This is a genomic window from Streptomyces sp. NPDC048484, assembly GCF_040651415.1.
GTDB lineage: Bacteria > Actinomycetota > Actinomycetes > Streptomycetales > Streptomycetaceae > Streptomyces.
Window position 1 is genome coordinate 180,172 of record NZ_JBEZJY010000005.1, and the last position, 20,787, is coordinate 200,958.

Annotated in this window: 19 protein-coding genes and 2 pseudogenes; 14 read left to right on the plus strand and 7 right to left on the minus strand. The window is 71.4% G+C overall.

What is annotated here, in order from left to right:
• Positions 1-5: 5 nt before the first annotated feature.
• Complete coding sequence (locus tag AB0D14_RS07055; RefSeq protein WP_362775637.1) at positions 6-233, plus strand: DUF6158 family protein; 228 nt, start codon at positions 6-8, stop codon at positions 231-233.
• 98 nt (positions 234-331) lie between these two features.
• Here the strand turns inward: AB0D14_RS07055 and AB0D14_RS07060 are convergent, their stop codons facing one another.
• Complete coding sequence (locus AB0D14_RS07060) at positions 332-751, minus strand: DUF2795 domain-containing protein (protein WP_362775639.1); 420 nt, start codon at positions 749-751, stop codon at positions 332-334.
• A 164-nt stretch (positions 752-915) separates the two neighbouring features.
• Between AB0D14_RS07060 and AB0D14_RS07065 the strand changes: the two genes are divergently transcribed.
• From AB0D14_RS07065 to AB0D14_RS07085, 5 genes and pseudogenes are all read left to right on the plus strand, one after another.
• Positions 916-1,116 (plus strand): hypothetical protein, encoded by a 201-nt coding sequence (locus AB0D14_RS07065; RefSeq protein WP_362775640.1) that lies wholly within the window; start codon positions 916-918, stop codon positions 1,114-1,116.
• 254 nt (positions 1,117-1,370) lie between these two features.
• A complete protein-coding gene (locus AB0D14_RS07070) occupies positions 1,371-2,162 on the plus strand; it encodes an RNA polymerase sigma factor SigF (RefSeq protein ID WP_362775642.1) in 792 nt (263 codons plus the stop codon).
• Between the two features lie 3 nt (positions 2,163-2,165).
• Positions 2,166-2,228: pseudogene (locus tag AB0D14_RS07075) on the plus strand (TetR/AcrR family transcriptional regulator); the annotation flags it as partial.
• A gap of 295 nt (positions 2,229-2,523) precedes the next feature.
• Complete coding sequence (locus tag AB0D14_RS07080; protein ID WP_362775644.1) at positions 2,524-3,243, plus strand: hypothetical protein; 720 nt, start codon at positions 2,524-2,526, stop codon at positions 3,241-3,243.
• 239 nt (positions 3,244-3,482) lie between these two features.
• Positions 3,483-4,754 carry an aminotransferase class I/II-fold pyridoxal phosphate-dependent enzyme gene (locus tag AB0D14_RS07085; RefSeq protein WP_362775645.1) on the plus strand — a complete coding sequence of 424 codons (1,272 nt, stop codon included), beginning with the start codon at positions 3,483-3,485 and terminating at the stop codon, positions 4,752-4,754.
• Here the strand turns inward: AB0D14_RS07085 and AB0D14_RS07090 are convergent.
• Positions 4,744-5,373, minus strand: coding sequence for a DedA family protein (locus tag AB0D14_RS07090; protein WP_362775646.1), 630 nt, complete (start codon positions 5,371-5,373; stop codon positions 4,744-4,746). The two genes, AB0D14_RS07085 and AB0D14_RS07090, sit on opposite strands and share 11 nt — an antisense overlap.
• Entirely contained in the window at positions 5,370-6,209 is an 840-nt protein-coding gene (locus tag AB0D14_RS07095; protein WP_362775648.1) for an MBL fold metallo-hydrolase, read from the minus strand. Before AB0D14_RS07095 ends, AB0D14_RS07090 begins: the two co-directional genes overlap by 4 nt.
• Before the next feature lie 84 nt (positions 6,210-6,293).
• On the opposite strand from AB0D14_RS07095, the gene AB0D14_RS07100 reads away from it, so the two are divergent.
• On the plus strand, positions 6,294-6,719 hold the full coding sequence (locus AB0D14_RS07100; RefSeq protein WP_362775650.1) for a hypothetical protein: 426 nt from the start codon (positions 6,294-6,296) through the stop codon (positions 6,717-6,719).
• 178 nt (positions 6,720-6,897) lie between these two features.
• Entirely contained in the window at positions 6,898-8,991 is a 2,094-nt protein-coding gene (locus AB0D14_RS07105) for an alkaline phosphatase family protein (protein ID WP_362775652.1), read from the plus strand.
• A 139-nt stretch (positions 8,992-9,130) separates the two neighbouring features.
• Here the strand turns inward: AB0D14_RS07105 and AB0D14_RS07110 are convergent, their stop codons facing one another.
• Positions 9,131-10,762: a DUF6345 domain-containing protein gene (locus tag AB0D14_RS07110; protein WP_362775654.1), complete on the minus strand. Its 1,632-nt coding sequence runs from the start codon at positions 10,760-10,762 to the stop codon at positions 9,131-9,133.
• Between the two features lie 383 nt (positions 10,763-11,145).
• Here AB0D14_RS07110 and AB0D14_RS07115 point away from each other — a divergent pair, with 383 nt between their 5' ends.
• The 4 genes from AB0D14_RS07115 (at position 11,146) to dnaK (ending at position 16,767) form a co-directional block, all read left to right on the plus strand.
• Positions 11,146-12,207, plus strand: a complete 1,062-nt coding sequence (locus AB0D14_RS07115; protein ID WP_362775656.1) for a MoxR family ATPase — start codon at positions 11,146-11,148, stop codon at positions 12,205-12,207.
• A 106-nt stretch (positions 12,208-12,313) separates the two neighbouring features.
• Entirely contained in the window at positions 12,314-14,122 is a 1,809-nt protein-coding gene (locus AB0D14_RS07120) for a hypothetical protein (protein WP_362775658.1), read from the plus strand.
• Positions 14,123-14,196: 74 nt separating this feature from the next.
• A complete protein-coding gene (locus tag AB0D14_RS07125) occupies positions 14,197-14,622 on the plus strand; it encodes an OsmC family peroxiredoxin (RefSeq protein WP_362775660.1) in 426 nt (141 codons plus the stop codon).
• Positions 14,623-14,817: 195 nt separating this feature from the next.
• Complete coding sequence (gene dnaK / locus AB0D14_RS07130) at positions 14,818-16,767, plus strand: molecular chaperone DnaK (RefSeq protein ID WP_362775662.1); 1,950 nt, start codon at positions 14,818-14,820, stop codon at positions 16,765-16,767.
• 139 nt (positions 16,768-16,906) lie between these two features.
• Here dnaK and AB0D14_RS07135 read toward each other — a convergent pair whose 3' ends face one another.
• Positions 16,907-17,770 (minus strand): helix-turn-helix transcriptional regulator, encoded by an 864-nt coding sequence (locus tag AB0D14_RS07135; RefSeq protein ID WP_362775664.1) that lies wholly within the window; start codon positions 17,768-17,770, stop codon positions 16,907-16,909.
• 159 nt (positions 17,771-17,929) lie between these two features.
• Positions 17,930-18,830: pseudogene (locus AB0D14_RS07140) on the minus strand (helix-turn-helix transcriptional regulator).
• Between the two features lie 212 nt (positions 18,831-19,042).
• Here AB0D14_RS07140 and AB0D14_RS07145 point away from each other — a divergent pair.
• Positions 19,043-19,348 carry a 4a-hydroxytetrahydrobiopterin dehydratase gene (locus AB0D14_RS07145; protein ID WP_362775666.1) on the plus strand — a complete coding sequence of 102 codons (306 nt, stop codon included), beginning with the start codon at positions 19,043-19,045 and terminating at the stop codon, positions 19,346-19,348.
• An 8-nt stretch (positions 19,349-19,356) separates the two neighbouring features.
• Positions 19,357-20,166 carry a class I SAM-dependent methyltransferase gene (locus AB0D14_RS07150; RefSeq protein WP_362775668.1) on the plus strand — a complete coding sequence of 270 codons (810 nt, stop codon included), beginning with the start codon at positions 19,357-19,359 and terminating at the stop codon, positions 20,164-20,166.
• A 78-nt stretch (positions 20,167-20,244) separates the two neighbouring features.
• Here AB0D14_RS07150 and AB0D14_RS07155 read toward each other — a convergent pair whose 3' ends face one another.
• Complete coding sequence (locus AB0D14_RS07155) at positions 20,245-20,724, minus strand: hypothetical protein (RefSeq protein ID WP_362775670.1); 480 nt, start codon at positions 20,722-20,724, stop codon at positions 20,245-20,247.
• Positions 20,725-20,787 lie beyond the last annotated feature (63 nt).

Sequence of the window (20,787 nt, forward strand, 5' to 3'; positions counted from 1 at the left end):
TCACCATGACCGGAGTCGACGCGGGCTTCCTGGACGACCAGCAGCTGATGAAAGAGCTGGAGACCATCCACCGCACCCGTCACGACACGCTGCTGCACGGTTCGAACGACGCCCTGCGCGCCCACAACCTCCGGATGGCGGAACTGGAGGGCGAGTATCTGCGCCGCAACCCCCGTCGCACGGTCGCCGAGGGCCGGACGCGGGCGGGGGCGCGGGAGCGCGGACCCGAATAGCCCGACTGGCGTGAACGACCCGACTGGCGTGAACGACCCGAACAGGGCTGCGGGCCACGTCGGTGTGACGTCGCCCGCAGTACCCGTGACATGGCCGGCTAAGCGTCCGGTGCCGGCTCTTCGGGCTCGACGGCCTCGCGGGACGTGGAGTTCACGACTGCCTCGGCCAGCTCCTGCGCGTTGGCGTAGCGCGCGTTGTCGGGCAGGCGTTCCAGTGGTGCGACGAGCGTGTCCGGCGCGTACTGGTCGCGCAGCACGCCGATCAGTTCGCGGGGGCCCGCGGGGAACGACGTACGGCCCAGGGACCGCGCCAGTTCGAGACGGACGGCCGCCACGGACGTGCTGTCCGTGTCCGGACGCACGGGGCCTCCGGCGACCGGGGGATCGTCGTCGGCCACCGGTTCCGGATCGTTCCACTCCTCCACCCGGGTCGGATGGCCCGACCTCAGCAGGCCCTGCAGTTCGTGCTTCATCTCCTCGTCCCGGTGGGGGCTGAGGCGGTTGCTGCCTCGCTCCATGTGTTTCTCCAGATGTTCGGGTTCGGGGGTGACCCCCGTGTACCCGAGCCCCGGACATCAACACGACCGGTTCGCGCAGGCTCCGCCCGAGGGGTTTGTCCACCCGTTACCGGGAGACCCGTCTTCCACTCCCACCGCGATCCCCCTGGGGGAAGGACAGGACCATGGCGGTTCTCGCTGTGCTCATCCCGGTTCTGATGCTGGGCGTCGTTCTGGCACTCGGCCGCTACGAGGAATGGCTGCTTCCCGACGAGGACTGGCTGCTCCCGAACGAGGAGTGGCTGCTCCGGAACGAGGAGTGGCTGCTTCAAATTCCACCGGTCCAGCAGCCCGCCGAGGCCGAGAGCACCGTGCTCAGCAGCTGACCGTACGCGGTCGACTCCGGCGGACACGGAACAGCGGGTGCGGCCGGACGGCCCGTGGTCCGGACAGCCGACGGTCCGGGCGGTCACCGGTGTTTGCCCCGCATGGCGCGGGGCAGGCGAACGCACAGTGCTTCGGACAGGAGGCACGTCCGTGGGAGTGGAGTGTCCCGCCACGGGTGTGCCCGTCCGGCTCAGGGTGCGCTCCCGCGGTTGACCGTCCAACCAAGGCACCTCTCAAGGGAGTTGCACGCACCATGCGAACTCATGCGAGCAAACATCACCCGCACGACGACGCCCCCGACACCGCGGAGGACTTCCGCAACCTCGCCTCGCTGCCTCCGGGCCAGGCGCGCGACACCCTCCGTGACCAGATCATCGAGGCCTGGCTCCCCATGGCCGAGCGGCTGGCCGGTCGCTTCCGGAGCCGCGGTGAGAGCTTCGACGACCTGAGGCAGGTCGCGGCGCTCGGTCTCGTCAAGGCCGTCGACCGCTACGACCCCGAGCGCGGCAACGCCTTCGAGAGCTATGCCGTGCCGACCGTCACCGGTGAGATCAAGCGTCACTTCCGTGACCACATGTGGACGCTGCACGTGCCGCGCCGGGTCCAGGACCTGCGCAACCGTGTCCGCTTCGCGCGTCAGGAACTGTCCCAGACCATCTCCGGCCGGCCGCCCACGACCGCCGAGATCGCCGAACACGCGCAGATGAGCGAGGACGAGGTACGTACCGGCCTGGAAGCCCTGGAGAGCTTCACGGCGCTCTCGCTCGACGCCGAACTGCCGGGCGGCGACGACGGATACTCACTCAGTGACGCACTGGGCTCGGCCGACCCTGCCCTGGACGTCGTGATCGACCGCGAGGCGGTCAAGCCCCGCCTGGAGGCCCTGCCCGAACGCGAGCGGGCCATCCTCTACATGCGGTTCTTCGGTGACATGACCCAGAGCTGCATCGCCGAAGAACTCGGTATCTCCCAGATGCACGTCTCCCGGCTGATCAGTCGCTGCTGCGACCGGCTGCGGGACCAGGTCATGCAGGACGTCGCCTGAGCCGGCCGACCCAGAGGCTTCGACGCGGACGAGGCCCTCGAACGGGCGATGCGGGTCTTCTGGGAACTGCAGTACGGACCGGAATCACCTGCCCTCGGGCAGGCGAGGGCGTCAAGAAGCTGGCCGTCTGCCTGAGCGCCCGCTTGAGCGGCTGCCTGAGCCGTCTGTCTGCCCGACGGCTGTTGTCGCGTGGGTGTCACCCGCTCGGGCGTCCGCGTGGCACGAATGGTGTCCGGCCGCGAGCGTCCCGGCCGGGGGCGGGCTCTGATGGGCTTGCGGGGCATGCCGGTCGTGCCCCGCCCTCCGCCACCGCACACGGACGTGGGGGTCCCCAGCCGACGGCCGAAGGAGACCGAGCCCCATGCCGCTGAGCCGTACCGCTCGCGCACTGTCCGCCACCGCCCTCACCACCCTGGCACTCGGCACCGCTACGGCGGCCGCGACCGCGCATTCGGGGGCCGAGGTCGGCCCGCGCACGGTGGCTCCGGGCGGTACCGTCACCATCTCCGTCTCCTGCGAATCGTCCGGTGGGCCCCCGCCCGAGACCATCGACGCCACCTCGCAGGCCTTCGAGCACGGCACCGTCCACCTGCGCAAGGCCGCTGGCGGGGAGGACCCGGCAGCCGAAGAGGACCCGGCTGGCGGGGAGGGTCCGGCGGCCGAAGAGGACCCGGTGGGCACGGACGACCTGGTGGATACGGACGACTTGGCGGGTACGGACGACCTGAAGGGCGACGACGATCCGGGGGGCGGCACCACCTACAGCGGCACCGCCCGTATCGCGCCCGCCGCGAACTTCGAGGAGGGCGGACCCGACGGCGTCGGCAAGAGCTCCGAGTGGAGTGCCGACGGTGTCTGCCCGGCGGCTCCCGGCGGCGAGGGGAGGAAGTGGAGCGCGTCCTTCGCGGTGTCCCTCGGAAGCTCCCGCGGCACGGAGGTCAGGCACGGGGTGCACGCCGGTGAGGGCGGCACCTTCAACGACTCCACGATCGCCCTCGTGTCCGGCGGTCTCCTCATCGCGGGCGCGCTCGGCGCCGCCGTCCACAAGCTGCGCCACCGGGAGTCGTCCTCGAACAGCTGAGTCGGCGCAGCGGGTCACTGGGTACTAGGGCCTGTCTGGGGTTGTGATCTGGGCTCGCGGGGCGTGGCACGCACGCTCGCCGCGTTGCCGAAACGCCCTAGTAGCTCCTCCCCCACTCTCGGCTTCGCTCGAGCGGGGGGACCCCCATCGAGGGCCTTCCGGCGCCTTGCGATCGCACGCACCACGCCCCGCTCCCTGATCCAGATCACAACCCCAGACAGGCCCTAGGAGGCACACAGATGCGGCGGACCGATCCGGAAGGGCACGGACCTGTCCGTTACGGCCCGTCCCTCCCGGGCCACGGCCTGCCGCCGCCACCCGGACTGGTGGCTGCCGCGACGGGTACGCACACCGAACCGACCGGCGGGGGCCCCGCGCTCCTGGACGCCGCCCGCGGTTACTGGGCCCGGCGCGGACTGCCCGCCGCCCGCGCCCGGACCGTCGCGGCGCCCGGTGCCCCCACCCTGCTCCTCGCGCTGACCGCCGCACTCGGCGGTGATGTACTGGTGCCCCGCCCCTGCGCGGCCTGGTGGGCGCCGCAGGCCCGCCTGCTGGGCAGCTCCGTCTTCCCGGTGGGGACGCCCGCCGAGTGCGGTGGCGTGCCGGACCCGTACGCCCTGTTGGAGACCGTGCGCCGGGTGCGTGCCGAGGGCGGGAACCCGCGGCTGCTCGTCCTGTCCGTGGCCGACGACCCCGCCGCCACCGTCGCGCCGCCCGAGGTGGTGCACGAGACGATCGAGGCCGCCGCGGGCGAGGGCCTGCACGTGGTCAGCGACGAGACCTGGCGCGACACGCTGCACGAGCCGCAGGACACGCTGCTGCTCAGCCCCGCCGAGATGCTGCCGGAGGGGGTCACGGTCCTGACCGACCTCTCCGGTCCCTTCCTTCCGCCGGGCTGGCCCGCCGCGATCGCGCGCTTTCCCGACAACGACACCGGCAGCCGGCTGCACGACCGCGTCCTCGACGTCCTCACCGCGCTCGGCGCCCGGATCGCCGCACCGGTCGCCGCGGCCGCCGTGTACGCGCTCGACGAACCCGGCGAGATCACGCACCGCCTCGCCGCGTCCGTACGCCTGCACGCGAGCGTGGCCGCCGCCGCGCACCATGCCCTCGTCGCGGCGGGGGCCCTCGTCCGGCCGCCACGGGCGGGGCGTCACCTCTACGCCGACCTCGGTCCGCTGCGGTCCGCGCTCGGCGCGCTCGGTGTCGGTGACGCGCAGGAACTGGAGGACTTCCTCACCGCCCGGCTGGGCATGCCGACGCCCGGCGGCCACCGCTTCGGCGACGATCTCGGCGCCCTGCGCGTACGCCTGGCCACCGGACCGTTCCTCGGCACAACCGACGACGAGCGCATGGCGTCCCTCCTGTCACCCGAGCCGCTTGAACTGCCGCAGGTGGAAAGCAGGTTGAGCCTGCTGGGAGCCACCTTCGACGATCTCCGCGATGGCGGTCTCCGCGATGACGGTGGCCGCGCTCCCGACGGGCCGCAGCCCCCGACCGCTACCGCGTAGCGGCGCTCCGCACCCGGCGCCAGAGCCCCGGCGCCACACTGAGCACCACGGTCAGCAGTACGGCCGCGGCCACGCCCTCCCACGGCTCCGCGAACAAGGAACCACCGAGCACGCCGATGAGCTGATACGTCGCGGCCCAGGCAAGACAGGCCGGCCCGTTCCCGCGGGCGAACCGCCGCACCGGCCACTTCGCCATCAGGCAGGCGAGCATCACCGGGATACGTCCCGCGGGGACCAGCCGGGACAGCACGAGCACCGCGACCCCGTGGTCGGCGAGCTTCTCCTGGGCCTGGGCGAGCCGGTCCTCGGGCGCGCGGTCGCGTATCGCCGCGAGCCAGCGCGAGCCGTTCTTCGACCTCATGCCGCGCCGCCCGAGCCAGTACAGCGCGATGTCCCCGAGAAACGCGGCCAGCGCCGCCACCACGAAGACCATCACCATCGAGAAGGGGGCCGTCTGGTGGACGGCCACCACCGCCGCCGAACTCACCAGCGCACCGGTCGGAATCACCGGCACCAGCGCGCCGATCAGTACCAGCAGGAACAGCGACGGATAGCCGAGCGCCTGCTGGGTGACCTCCGTCGGCGCGGTCGTGACCGCGGCGGCGAGCACCTGTCTCACCGGGCTTCGCCCTCCCGCTCGTCGTCGCCCCGTCCGGCCGGCGCGTCCCCAGGAGAAGAGCGGTACCCCGTGACCTGCGGGCGCACACTTTCGCCGTGCTCCAGCCGGTGCACCGTCACGCCGGGCGCACGCTCGGCGGCCAGGCGTACGAACTCGGCACCGGGGGCATGGAATTCATGGGGGCGCACGGCGTCCATCCCGAGGGGCCAGTACGTGCCGTAGTGCACCGGCACCGCACTCCCCGGCCGCAACCGGGCCAGCGCGTCGGCGGCCCGTCCCGCGTCCAGGTGTTCGTCGCCCAGATACGGTCCCCAGCCGCCGACCGGGAGCAGCGCCACATCGACCGGCCCGACCTCCTCGGCCATCTCCTCGAACAGCCCCGTGTCCCCGGCGAAGTACGTGCGGGACTCGCCCTCGACCACATAGCCGAGAGCGGGCGCGCGATGCGGGCCGACCGGCAGCCGCCGCCCGTCGTGCCGCGCGGGAACGACCCGTACGACCAGGTCACCGATCTGGACCCGGTCGCCGGGTGCCACCTCGGTGAGTCGTAGATGGCCGAGCCTGCGCAGCCCGGGCACCGAGCGCAGGGCACCGCTCGGCACCAGCAGCCGGGTGTCCGGGGCGAGCCGGGCCAGTGAGGGTACGTGCAGATGGTCGGCGTGCAGATGCGAGACGAGCGTCACATCGGCCACCGCCGCCTCGGCCGGGGGTGGCGCTCCCCGGCGCCTGCGGAGATGCGCGAGCCGGCGTGCGAAGAGCGGGTCGGTGAGCACGCGCACGCCCGAGTCCTCCACCGTGCAGGTGGCGTGACCCCACCAAGTGATCTCCACCGGCACTCCTTTGCCTCCTTCGCGCGACTCCCCCCGAGCCTACGGGCAGGAGTAGGGTCGGCGAGGAAACCCGGAGGTGAGGGGGACGCCATGGGAGACACACACCGTGCCTCCGGCACGCTTCGCGTGACGACGATCGCCAGCCTGACGCCGTTGGAGGAGCTGGACGACGACCCCTTTCTGGTGGACTCGCGCAGCCAGCACGCCATGTGCGCGCGCTGGGCGGCCGAGCAGGGCTACGTGGTCACGCGGGAGCTGCTCCTGCGGGGGCTGCGGCCCGACCACTGCGCGCTCTGGGAGGACGCCGAGGCCGGCCTCGTGGATCTGTTCGTCGCGCCCAGCCGCCGGGTTCTGGAGCGGGCGCTCGCCTCGGTCGACGAGTTCACCGCCGAGTGCGCCCGGCGCGGCGTACGCGTCGAGACGGTCGGACATGCCGAACCCGCGTACGACGCCCAGATGAAGGCCCGGGTGCACCGCCGGCTGTCGATGCCGACGGCCGGGTACGACGGCCGCTGAGCGCTCCGCGCCGGAGCGGGCCGCTGGTCGGCCGTGGGTGGGTGCCGGCCCGGTGAGGGCTGTTCGCGCGGTTCTCCGCGCCCCTCAAGAACGCCGACGGAGCCCATGGCCGACGTGTGGCAGGCTGGGCCCGGGTCCGCCGGCAGGAGGTCGGGCGTGGACGTGAGGCGGGCGTGACGTGGGCAGGGAACGATGGCGGAGGGTGGGCAGCGCGGTCTGGCGGAGCGTCGCCGTATGGGCGGTGTCCACGATCACGATGCTGGTGCTCGCCGGGATCCTGCCGGACTTCAGGCTCCAGTCCGCCGACGGGGACAGTGCCACCCGTATCGCCGCCACCGCAGCACTCGGCGCCGGGGCCTTCGGCGTGCTCTCCTCCGTCGTGTGGCCCGTCCTCGTCCGGGCCCTGCTCCTCGTCCCCGCTCTCGTCCTCGGGGTACTCGTCTTCTTCCTGAACGGTTCGCTCCTGATCCTGGCCCTGCGCCTCGACCCCTCAGGACAGAGCGAGGCCGCCCCCGAGACCGCCGTGGTGGTCGCCGCGGTGATGTCGGCGGTCGCCTCGGCCACCGGCGGCGCCCTGGCGGTGCGGGACGACGACGCGTACAGACGCAGGCTGTACCGGCTGTCCGACCGCCGCCGCCGACGGACGCCGCCGACCGAAGCCCTGTCGACCCCCGGCACGGTCTTCCTCCAGCTCGACGGAGTCGGTCACGACGTGCTTGTGGACGCGGTGGGGCGCGGCCTCATGCCCACCGTGGCCGCCTGGCTCGGCGCCGGCCGGGGAGCCCGCACCACCCACCGGCTCACTCCCTGGCGCACCGACTGGTCCAGCCAGACCGGCGCCAGCCAGCTGGGCATCCTGCACGGATCGAACTACGACATTCCGGCCTTCCGCTGGTACGAGAAGGACAGCCAGGAGATCGTGGTCTGCAACCGGCCCACCAGCGCCGCGGAACTCCAGCGCCGGGCCGTCGAGCACACCGGTGACGGTGGCCTGCTCACCGTGGACGGCGCCAGCCGCGGCAACCTCTTCAGCGGCGGCGCCGAGCAACTCGCCCTGGTGCTCTCCGTGGCCGCCAGAAGAGACAGGGGGAACCGCTCCCGGGCGGGCTACTTCGCGTACTTCTCCGACCCGGCCAACGCGGTCCGTACCGCCATGTCCTTCGTCGCCGACGTCGGCCGTGAGATCGGCGAGTCCACCAGGGCCCGGCTCGGGAAGCGGCGCCCCCGAGTCGGCCGCGGCGGTCTCTATCCGTTCATCCGCGCCTTCGCGACCGTCATCGAGAGGGACGTCGTCGTCGCGGCGGTGATCGGGGACATGTTCGCCGGACGTGCCTCGGTCTACGCGGACCTGGTCGCGTACGACGAGGTGGCGCACCACTCCGGCCCCCGCAGCCGGGACGCGGAGAAGGTCCTGCAGCGTCTGGACCGCTCGCTGGCCCTGATCGCACAGGTCGCCGAGCACGCCCCGCGCGCGTACCGCGTCGTCCTGCTCTCCGACCACGGCCAGAGCCCCGGCGAAACGTTCCACAACCGCTACGGCCTCGTCCTCGGGGAGCTGGTCCGGGCCGGCTGCGGGCTGCCCGTGCCCCGCAAGGCGCGGCGTACGCACAGTGGCGCCGAGGCCAGGGCGGCCGTACGGGCGGCGCTGCGCAGGCCCGTCGAGGAGGACGGCGAACAGTACCGCCCGACCCGGCCCCCGTCGGAGCCCCTCGTGCTGGCCTCGGGCAATCTGGGCCTGGTGTCCTTCCCGGACGTGCCGCACCGGATGAGCCGCGAGGAGATCGACGCCCGGCATCCGGCGCTGCTGACCACGCTCGCCAATCATCCCGGCATCGGATTCGTGCTCGTGCGCAGCGAGGAGCACGGCGGTCTCGTGCTCGGTGCGCACGGCGCCGCGATCCCCCTGGACGAACTGGACGAGAACCCCGGACCGCTCGCGGATTTCGGACCGGGCGCCGCCGACGCCGTACGCCGCACGCACTCGTTCCCGCACGTCGCGGACATCATGGTCAACTCCTGGTACGACCCCGAGGACGGCGAGGTCCTCGCGTTCGAGGAGCAGATCGGCTCGCACGGCGGTCTCGGCGGAGCACAGGGGCGGCCTTTCCTGATGTCGCCGGTCACGTTCTCCGCGCCCGTCGAGGACGGGGAGGAACTGGTCGGTGCCGAACACGTGCACCAGGTACTGCGCCGCTGGCTGCGTGAGTGCGACGGTCCGCAGGTACCCGTCGAATCCCACCCCGGCCACCCAGGACGACGGCAGGCCGCCTGACGGCGCGACCGGCGCGGACCCGGTGTGGACCCGGCGCGGACCCGGTGCGGCGGGCCGGTCCTCCGCCCCCTTGAACGGAGGACCGGCCCGCCGCACCACCTGACTCACCCGGGCCCACCAGGACCCGACGAGCCCCGACTCACCGGGCCAGCGGGGCGACCACCCAGCGGCGCGTGACGAACTCGCTGCCCGCCCGGCCGATCTCGACCAGCTTGCGGGCCGCCGGGAACGCCTCGTTGCCGTCGATCTCGTAGCCGACCCGCAGGGTGCCGGGCACGTCCCGGATCTCCAGCTCCTGCTGGACCTGCGCCACCGAGCGCTCCGCGTCCGAGTCCGCCACGGCGAGTTCGGCGGCGAGCCGGCGCTGAGCCGCCGCCAGCGCGTCCGCGGGGATCTGTGCGCTCGGCGCCCGGGCGGCCTGCCGGCCCGGTCCGGAGGGCGGGGCGACCATGGAACCCGGCGTGCGGGTGGACCCCGTGGACTCACGGGTCGACAGGTGCGCCTGCACCACGGCGCCGTCGTTGTCCAGCGCCACGCGGATCTCACCGCGGTCCGGCGTGATGACGGGCACCCCGTCAAGAAGCTGACGGAACGTCACATGTGTCTGCAGTGAGACCGGTTCCCCGATCTGTGAGCCGTCCGCCGCGCCGGAGTTCTGCCACAGGTCGTACACGCCGTCCACGACCAGCTCGGCCCCGTCCGCGTGCCGCCGCGCGAACTCCTGCGCCCGCTCGACGGCTTCCGCCGTGGGAAGCTGCCGGGTGTTGCGGTGGTTCGCCTCGCCGAGCCGCACCCAGCGGGCCGCGCGCGGAGCAGTCGACAGATACCGGTCACCGGAGCTGACGCTCAGCACGCCCTGCTGCTCGACCGGGACCTCCTGGAGCGCCGCCGCCGGGAACTCCCCGATGTTGTCGGCCAGTCGCGTCAGCTCGGCGCTCGGGTCACGCGGCGCGAGCTGGACGGTCCGCGGCTCCTGCGGGAACGCGGTGAGCGGCTCGCGCAGGCTCTCACGGGCGTTGTACCAGCGCCACGCGTACCACGAGTCCGGTACGTGCTCGCGGTAGAGGATGCGCTCCGAGTTGAGCCGGTTGACCGCCTCGGCCTGGGTCGCCCCGGTGGCCGCCACCGACGGCGCCTGCCCGTGGTAGATGTCCCAGGACGCGTTCAGCCAGGCCTCGCAGAACGTCTGGCCCGACCGCCACTTCTCCCAGAAGAACTTGCCGTAGTTCGGGTTGTCGATGCTGACCGTCTCGAAGCCGAAGATCATCCTGGAACCCAGGTTGGGAGCGGCCCAGGTGCGGATCGGCGAGTGCCCGTCGAGCACGCGGAGTGACAGGCAGGTCGACCAGAAGACGTAGTTGACCCGCTCGTTGCCGAACGCCATGCGCTGCGACTCGGCGTTGGTGCGCCCGTCCCATGCGGCACCGAGCGGCGCAACGAACTGCCCGTTGTCGCGCATCGTGCCGTGTCCCGAGTGGTAGACCGCCGTCACGGCGTCGAGGCCGTAGCGATCCTGCCAGTTGTCGAACGCCTCCTCGTACGCCCACACCTGGACAGCCGCGTCCTGGAACCAGAAGTTCCTGGGCTGGAACTGGTCGAGATAGGCGAGCCAGCCGCCGGCGTCCTCGTGTGTCTGACTGAGCCCCGACGCGGCAGCGAACCTCTCCAGGCTGAAGGCACCCCACCAGCCGAGGGCGGAATCGCGGTCGGACGCGCCTGGTTTGCCCGAGTCGAGCGGTGACGGACCGTGGTCCGAATAGATCATGCGCATGCCTGTACCCCCTGTCGGACCCCTCGCCGCACACCCCTGTCCGGCGGGCGAGAGGGCCCCAAAGTGTCACTGCCTGAGGTGTTTGCCCAGCGCGTATTCAGGCCATAGGGACCCGTCACGGACATGCCGCACCGCCTCTTGAGCCGCTGTGGGGCGTGAGGCCGCGGCGGGGCGAACGGCCGCGGCGGTCTGGGCGGCCGAGGGTGATGCAAGAGGGCGCAGTGGTACGGGAGGGCGCGAGTGATGTATGAGGGTGCGGTGGTACGGGAGGGCGCGGGGCGCCGGAAAATGAGCTGCGGGCCGGTGCCGGAAGCGCCCACACTGAGCGCATCGGACATCGCGCACCGGCGCGGCCCACTCGAACACACTTCAGGAGTCGCTGCGTGCAGGCAGCCGTCACCGTCACTCCCACCCGCATACCGGAGCTGCTGCTCGGTCTCGCGACCGTGCGGCCGGTCTTCATCTGGGGAGCCCCGGGGATCGGAAAGTCCTCCCTGGTGAGGGAGTTCGCCGAATCGCTGGGCCTGGAGTGCGTGAGCCTGCTGGGTACGCAACTGGCGCCGGAGGACCTGATCGGCGTACCCCAGATCCGGGACGGCCGCTCGGTCTTCTGCCCGCCGGAGGCGATCGCCCGCGACGAGCCCTACTGCCTGTTCCTGGACGAGCTCAACGCGGCGACGCCGGACGTCCAGAAGGCCTTCTACTCGCTGATCCTCGACCGCCGTATCGGCAACTACGAGCTGCCGGCGGGCTCGATCGTGATCGGCGCCGGCAACCGCTCGACGGACAACGCACTGGCGCGCCCGATCGCGTCGGCACTGGTCAACCGCCTCACGCATGTGCACCTGGAGGCCTCGTCCAAGGACTGGCTGGTGTGGGCGGCGGCGAACGACATCCACCCGTGGGTGCTCGACCACCTCACCGACCGGCCCGACCACCTGTGGTCCAGGCCGCCGAAGACCGAGGAGCCGTTCTCCACCCCCCGCTCCTGGCACATGCTCTCCGACGCCCTGCGCTCCTTCGGTCCGACACTCGACGAGCCGACGCTCAAGGTGATCGCACACGGCACGCTGACACCCGCGCACGCGGTCGCCTTCTGCGGCTATGTGAAGATCGTCCGCAGCCGGTTCGGCATCGAGGCGATCATCAAGGGCGAGGCCCACTGGCCGAACCGCGTCGAGGACCGCGACCTGCTGTACTACCTCGCCGAGTCCTTCCGCGGCCGCCTCGTCAAGGAACTGCCCGCCAGCAAGGAGCACGCCTCGGCGAACGGCCGGCAGACCGCGTACCGCGCCAAGTCGCTGCTCGTGCAGCTCGCCGAGATCTCGGTGGAGGTCGCGCAGAGCGTCATCGCCTCGGACGAGGACGGCAACCCCGTACTGCCCGCCTGGTTCCTGGTGGAGGCGGCCCGCGACATGCCACGCCTCGTGGAGGCACGCCGGTGAGCGCCGCGCGTCGGCCGTCGAACGGTTCGCAACACTGGCCGTGTACCCACCGGGACCGAGAGGTCACAACCCTACCGAAGAGGGCTGCAGAAGGGATGGTCCTCTAATGAGCCGTACGGGCAAGCAGGCGAAGCCCAAGAAGGATCTGGCCGGTGAGGCGTTCGCCGAGGGGATGCGGCTGGTGCGGGCCAACCGCGCGCTGGCCGCCATCGGCTTCAGCGTCTGCCGTCAGGAGGACTGCGAGGAGTCACCCGGTGAAGGGCTCGTCCGCGTCGACTCCGACGGCGTACTGCACGTCCACCCGTCGCGCCGCGCCGAGCCCGAGGAATGGGCCTGGGCGGTCGCGCACGGCGCCCTCCATCTGGGCTTCGGGCACGTCCCGGCGCGCAACACCGTGCGGGAGCAGCCCGACCGCTTCGACCTGGCCGCCCGCTGCGTCGTCGTCAACCGCTTCCTGCTCGGCTTCCCTATCGGCCTGACCCCCGCGGACCTGCCGATCGCGTACCCCGACGGTGACGAGGAGCAGCTCGCCGCGCGCTGGCGCCGCGACGGCGCCGGTGTGCCGGCCGTGTACCAGCGCTGCGGCACGGCGGGTGGTGAACCGGACCAGGTGCTGGTCACCTGGGACAGCTGGCGGGGCGGCACCGCGCCGGACTGGCAGCTCGCCTTCGCCCACGCGCTGACACGCACTGTGTCCGCCGCGATGGACATGGCGGGTGGCCGCCGCGACTCGATGCGCGGAGGCATCACCCCGCGTCAGCCGTGGGAGCGCGCACTGAGCTGGTTCGTCTCCTCCTACCCGCTGCTCGGCGGCATCGCGGCCGGTATCACGATCGTCGCGGACGCCGAACTCGCCCGCGCGCACGGCATCTCCGTCGCCGCGGTCGACCCGGAGGCCGCCGAGATCTACATCAACCCGCTGCGGCAGTTCGACGACGAGGAGTGGCGATTCGTCCTGGCCCACGAAATGCTGCACGCCGCGCTGCGCCACGGCGACCGCTGCGGCGCCCGTGACCCGTACCTCTTCAACGTCGCCTGCGACTACGTCATCAACGCCTGGCTGATCGAGATGCGCGTCGGCACGATGCCCGAAGGGCTGCTGTACGACCAGGAGTTGAAGGGCCTGTCCGCCGAGGAGGTCTACGATCGGATCGCCACCGACCCGCGCCGTCACCGACGGCTCGCCACCCTGCGCGGCAAGGGCGTGGGGGACATCCTCGGCGGCACCCTCGGCTCGCCCCGCGACTACGTCGACCTCGACGAGTTCTACCGCCGCGGCCTCGCCCAGGGCCTGGACCTGCACCAGCGGCAGGAGCGCGGCTTCCTGCCCGGCGGCCTCGTCGAGGAGATCCGCGCGCTCAGCCATCCGCCGCTGCCCTGGGACGCCCGACTGGCCCGCTGGTTCGACGAGTTCGTCCCGCGCCCCGAGCCGCTGCGGACCTACGCGCGCCCCTCCCGCCGCCAGGCCGCCACCCCCGACATCCCCCGCGCCGGACGCTACTTCCCGCCCGAGGAGATCGCCCGCTGCACGTTCGGCGTGGTGCTCGACACCTCCGGTTCCATGAACCGCACCCTGCTCGGCAAGGCACTGGGCGCCATCGCCTCGTACGCGGAGGCCCGGGACGTACCGGCCGCGCGGGTCGTCTTCTGCGACGCGGCCCCGCACGACGCGGGCTATCTCCCGGTCACGGACATCGCGGGGCGGGTACGTGTCCACGGCCGCGGCGGCACGATCCTCCAGCCCGGCGTCGACGTCCTCCACCGGGCCAAGGACTTCCCACCGGGCGCTCCGGTCCTGATCATCACCGACGGCTACTGCGACGTACTGCGGGTCCGCCGCGAGCACGCCTACCTGATCCCGCAGGGCTCGTCCCTGCCGTTCACCGCCCGGGGGCCGGTCTTTCGCGTGCGCTGAGCCCGCGTGCGACCCGAGTGTGATCGGATGGTGCCACGGACCCGGAACCGGGACCTCGTCGAAAGGGAATCATCGTGGCAACAACGCGCTCCGCACACACCGTCTGGGAAGGCAACCTGCTAGAGGGCAACGGCGTCGTCACCTTCGACTCCTCCGGCATCGGCGAGCAGCCGGTGTCGTGGCCGTCGCGCGCCGAGCAGGCGAACGGCAAGACCAGCCCCGAGGAGCTGATCGCCGCCGCCCACTCCAGCTGCTTCTCCATGGCGCTCTCGCACGGCCTCGCCGGTGCGGGCACCCCGCCCACCAAGCTCACCACCTCCGCGGACGTCACGTTCCAGCCGGGTGAGGGCATCAAGGGCATCCACCTCACGGTGGAGGGCACGGTGCCTGGCCTCGACAACGACGCCTTCGCCGCGGCCGCCGAGGACGCCAAGAAGAACTGCCCGGTCAGCCAGGCGCTGACGGGAACGACGATCACGCTGTCGGCGAAGCTCGCCTGACGCCTCGTCCTCCCCGCCGATGCCGCGCCCCGCAAGAGGGCGCGGCATCGTCATGTCCGGTCACGTCCGGATCGTCATGTCCGGGCCGGTCGGGGGTGCTCGCCCCATTGACAGGATGGCACTCAAGTTTTCTGATGGAGCGAGGGAAGGGACGCGGGAAGGAACGCGGGCAGGACCGGGCGGAAGGGGACGGACATGGCACGTGCGGTCGGGATCGATCTCGGTACCACGAACTCGGTGGTGGCCGTACTGGAAGGGGGTGAGCCCACGGTCGTGGCGAATGCCGAGGGCGCGCGCACCACCCCCTCGGTGGTGGCCTTTGCCAAGAACAGTGAGGTGCTCGTCGGAGAGGTCGCCAAGCGGCAGGCTGTGACGAACATCGAGCGCACCGCGCGCTCCGTCAAACGCCATATGGGGGACCCGGGCTGGCGGTTCCCCGACAGCGGCACGGTCGACGGCACCCGCTACCGCGCGCAGGAACTCTCCGCGCGCGTGCTGCAGAAGCTGAAGCGGGACGCCGAGGCGTATCTCGGTGAGGACGTCACGGACGCCGTGATCACCGTGCCCGCCTACTTCGACGACACCCAGCGCCAGGCCACCAAGGAGGCGGGTGAGATCGCGGGCCTCAACGTCCTGCGGATCATCAACGAGCCGACGGCCGCGGCCCTCGCCTACGGACTCGACCGCGGCGAGGAACAGACCGTCCTCGTCTTCGACCTGGGCGGTGGCACCTTCGACGTCTCCCTCCTCGAAATCGGCGACGGTGTCATCGAGGTCAAGGCCACCAACGGCGACACCCAGCTGGGCGGTGACGACTGGGACCAGCGGGTCGTCGAGCACCTCGCCAAACGCTTCAAGGGCGCGTACGGCATCGACCTCGGCCAGGACAAGATGGCGCTCCAACGGCTGCGTGAGGGCGCGGAGAAGGCCAAGATCGAGCTGTCCTCGTCCACCGAGACGACCGTCAACCTGCCCTACATCACCGCCACCGCCGACGGCCCGCTGCACCTCGACGAGAAGCTGACGCGCGCTCAGTTCCAGGAGCTGACAGCCGACTTGCTCGAACGGTGCAAGGCCCCCTTCCATCAGGCGGTCAAGGACGCCGGCGTGAAGCTGTCGGCGGTCGACCACGTCATCCTCGTCGGTGGCTCCACCCGGATGCCCGCGGTGACCGAGGTGGTCAAGGAACTCACCGGCAAGGACCCGCACAAGGGTGTCAACCCGGACGAGGTCGTGGCCCTCGGCGCGGCGCTCCAGGCGGGCGTCATCCGCGGTGACGTGAAGGACGTCCTGCTTCTCGACGTCACCCCGCTGTCCCTGGGCATCGAGACCAAGGGCGGCATCATGACCAAGCTCATCGAGCGCAACACGACCATTCCCACGCGGCGTTCGGAGATCTTCACCACCGCCACGGACAACCAGCCGTCCGTCGGCATCCAGGTCTTCCAGGGCGAGCGCGACATCGCCGCCTACAACAAGAAGCTGGGCGTCTTCGACCTCACCGGGCTGCCGCCCTCGCCGCGCGGGCTGCCGCAGATCGAGGTCGCCTTCGACATCGACGCCAACGGCATCATGCACGTCTCGGCGAAGGACCTCGCCACCGGCCGTGAGCAGAAGATGACCGTCACGGGCGGCTCCGCGCTGGCCAAGGACGACATCGACCGCATGATGCGCGAGGCCGAGCAGTACGCCGACGAGGACCGGGGCCGCCGCGAGGCAGCCGAGGCCCGCAACCACGCCGAGCAACTCGTCTACCAGACCGAGAAGTTCATCCGTGACAACGACGAGCGGATCCCCGCCGACACCAAGACGGAGGTCGAGGCCGCGATCGCCGAGTTGAAGGGCCTCCTGGAGGACCGCGACGGCACCGACACGAACACCCTGCGCACCGGCGTCGAGAAACTCGCCACCGTCAGCCAGCAGATGGGCCAGGCCATGTACGCCCAGGCCCAGCAGTCGCCCTCGGAGGACCGGGCGGACACCGGGCAGACCTCGTCGGCGGACGAGGAGGGTGTGGTCGACGCCGAGATCGTCGACGAGGAGAAGGAGGCGGCCAAGAACACCGGATCCCCCAAGGACGCCGGGACTGCCGAGAACGCCGGGGCCACGGAGGACGACCGGGGCTCGAAGGGCGACTCCTCCTGACGCGAAACCCGCGGCCCGCCAGTGGCCTTTGAGGGTCTCCCTGCGTCTCCCGGCTCCGGGCTCCCGTCTCCCGTCTCCGGGCTCCGGGCTTGAGTCCCGGCCCTGGGCCCTGGGCCCAGGCTCCCGGGGACGATCCCGCTCAGAAGTCCGCCCGGCGCTCCAGGATCATCTCCTTGGTGCGCTGGGCGGAGGCGGCGCCGGCCGCCATGTGGTCCAGCACTTCCAGATGCGCGGCCACCTCCTTGCGGGAGTCCAGGTAGAGCGCCCCGGTCAGGTACTCGGTGTAGACCATGTCCGGCAGCTCGGGCTCCGGGAAACGGAACAGCACGAAGGGCGCGTACGTCCCCGGATGCGGGCCGGACGCGAACTCGGCGACCTGCAGCGTGATGTGCTCGTTCTCGGCGCACTCCAGGAGATGGTCCAGCTGGTCCGCCATCACCTCGGAGCGGATGCTGACCGGCCGCTGCAGGACCGTTTCCTCCATGATCACCCACAGGTGGGGCGGATGCTCTTCGGTGAGCAGCTTCTGCCGGGCCATCCGCAGGGACACATGGCGTTCGATCTCCTCGGGTCCTGTCTGCCCGACCGTGCCCGCCTCCAGGACGGCCCTGGCGTAGTCCTCGGTCTGCAGCAGCCCGGGCACGAAGTGCGGCTCGTACGACCGGATGATCGAGGCCGCCCCCTCCAGGCTCACATAGAGGCTGAACCACTCCGGCAGGACGTCGTGGAAGCGCTGCCACCAGCCGGGCTGATTCGCCTCCTCGACCAGTCGGACGAACGCCGCGATCTCGTCGTCGGGCACGCCGTACGTCGACAGGAGCACCTGGACGTACGGGATCTTCAGCGTGACCTCGGCCATCTCCATCCGGCGGACGGTCGCGCCGGCGACCCGCAGGATCCGCGCGGCCTCGTCCCGCCTCAGGCCGGACGCCTCGCGCAGCTCTTGGAGCCGCCTCCCCAGTACCACCTGCCCCACGGTCGGCGCAGGACGCCTTTCACTCACGTCACGCCTCCCCAAGCGCCGAGCATGGCGAGAAGTGTGCCACGTTCCGGTGAATGCCTCACCTGATCCAGGGTGTCACCCTGCCGGCCTCGCTCCGACAGCCCCCTGCTGGGGTTCGGATGAGCTGAACCAACTCGTACCCACAGAGCTGATCGGTTGTCAGAACATCAGTGACTGCAGGTACTTGACCGTCTTCGGGTCGGCCGGAAGCAGTGTCTCGATGGCCAGCTCGGCGACCGTCACGTCCATGGGGGTGTTGAACGTGGAGATGGACGAGATGAAGGACAGCACCCGCCCGTCGTGCTCGATCTGCATCGGCAGCGCGAAGTAGGGGACAGGCTCCGGGGGCTCCTCGTCGTGGACCGTGGACCGTGGAACCGTGCTCCGGCGAAGGGTGCGGATAGGCCGCCACCTCTTCGTACAGCGCACGCAGCGGCTGCGAGCGGCGCAGGGCGATGTCCCGCTCCATCTGGGCCAGCAGATGGCCGCGCCACTCGCGCAGATTGCGGATCCTGGGCGCCAGCCCCTCGGGGTGCAGCGTCAGCCGCATCGCGTTCAGCGGAGGAGCGAGCAGATGGTCCGGGACGCCGTCGAGCAGCATCACGATGCCCCGGTTCGCGGCGACCACGTTGTACGTGGCGTCCACGACCAGTGCCGGATAGGGCTCGTAACCCTGGATCAGCCGCTCCACTCCCTCACGCAGCGCGTCCAGCGCCGGATCGTCCAGCGGGGTCTCCGGATAGTGGGGCGCGTAACCGGCTGCCAGCAGAAGGGAGTTGCGGTCCCGCATCGGTACGTCCAGGTGCTCGGCGAGCCGCAGCACCATGTCCTCGCTCGGTCGGGAGCGGCCCGTCTCGATGAAGCTGATGTGCCGCGCCGACGACCCCGCCCGCAGCGCCAGCTCCAGCTGACTCACCCGTCGCTGCTCCCGCCAGCCGCGCAGCAGCGGACCGACTCGCTTGGCGGCGGCGGAGGCACCGCCCTGGGCGCCGGAGGAAACACCGACGGACCCGGACGTGGCCCCTGAGCTGGGCGCGGCGGTGGGCGCGGCGGTGGTCATGCCTCGACCGTAGTCGATGTGTCTCCGTGTCTCCTGCGAGCCGACGCACGGTCATGCGGCTGAATGCAGACCTCGCCGCACTCCCGGGACCCGCCTGACCAGGTACGGGAGAGCCGGACTGTGGCACGCTGAGGAGATCCGGACGACCTGGCCGACGTCGTGGCGGACGTCATGCCGGACGTCGTGCCGGACCTCATGGAAGGAGCGAGATCATGCCCATCGAACCGCTGTCGCAGAAGGACATCGCGGACCGGCTCTCGGAACTGCCCGGCTGGTCCCTGGACGGAGACAGGATCGCCCGCTCCTACCGGCTGGGTTCGCACTTCGCCGCGGCCGCCCTGGTCGTGCACATCGCCCAGGTGCAGGACGAGCTGGACCACCACTCCGACCTCACGCTCGGCTACGACAGCGTCTCCCTCGCCGTGAACACGCACAGCGCGGGCGGCACCGTCACCGAGAAGGACTTCGAGCTGGCCGGCCGGGTCGAGGAGCTGGCCCCCGGGCACGGCGCGAGCTGAGCACGCCGGTGTTCGACTACGACGAGGAAGCCGAGCGGTACGACGCGTCACGGGGCGGCGAAGCCCGTGCCGCCGCGGCCGCGAGCGCCGTTCTCGGGCTGATCCCCGAAGGTACGGTCACCCTCCTGGACGCCGCCTGCGGTACCGGCATCGTGACCCGCCGGCTGGCGGAGGCCGATCTCGACGTGACGGGCGCCGACGCGGCGTACGGCATGCTGCGACGGGCAACCGAGCGAGTGCCGGGCCGTGTCGTGCTCGCCGACATCCGCCAACTCCCCTTTCCCTGCGCCTCGTTCGACGCCGTCTCGGCCATCTGGCTACTGCACCTCCTGGACGACGCGGAGAAGGTCGTCGCCGAGGCGGCCCGGGTGCTGCGCCCCGGCGGCGTCTTCGTCGCGACCGTGGACAAGGCCGCCTCGCACGACGTGGGCAGTGACATCGATGCCGTGATGGCGCCGCGCCCCCGCCGCGCCGCCCGTGACCGCTCCGACCTCGTGGCCTCGTACGCCGACCGGCACGCGCTGCTCCCGGCGGGACGGGCGAGTTTCCGCGGTTGCGGCCAGGGCCGGGCCCCGGCACGGGCCGCGGCTGACGTACGGCGCGGCTGGTACACCCTGCTGCCGCCGGGAGAGCCCCTCACCGAGAAGCTCGCGTCCCGTCTGGAACAGCTCCCGGGCCAGCATGTCCCGCGTCAGGAACCGGAGTTCAAGCTACGGGCGTTCCGGAAGCCGGGGCCAGTGCCACGGCCGGGGCCGGAGCTGGGGTCGGGGCCGCTGCCGAGTCCGACTTCGAGTCCAGGACCACCGACCGACGCGTGAACTCCCCGGGCCGGACGCCGTGCCGGACCTCGTGCCGGACTTCGTGCCGGAACCCGGGCCGGGTGTCCTGCCACCCGCTCATGAACGGTCTCCCGTCGTGCCCTCAGGGAGGCAGTCGGCCAGGTATGCGTCGAGGTCGGGTGTGCCGGGCGCGATCATGTGCCGCACCCAGGCGTCACGTTCGTGCAGGATCGGTGGCAGCTCCCAGACACAGCCGATCCACGGCAGCTCCAGGGTGATGAAGTGGGTGGGTTCGCGATCCGGGCAGCCGAGCACGGGCTGACCCGCCGTAGCGGCCTTGAAGTGCAGGACGTTGTCCCACACCCAGCTGTACGCGTTGAGGTACGCGCCGTCGTCACCGCCCCGGTGCAGCACGACGAACGTGGCGGGCGGTGTGCCGTCCGCTTCCGGAAGCAGCTTCGGCAGCATCGCGTACGCCGCCTCCTCGATGTCGGGCGCGATGCCCGCCGGGTCGGCGGACACGTGATAGCGCTTGATCCGCCGGCCCGCCACCACGATGGGCGGCGGCACGGTCAGAAGTTTTTCCATGAAGGCCATGAGGGGGACGCTAGGTCCGCTTCACTGACACCTTCTGTCAGTGAAGGCTGGCATTCTGAGGAG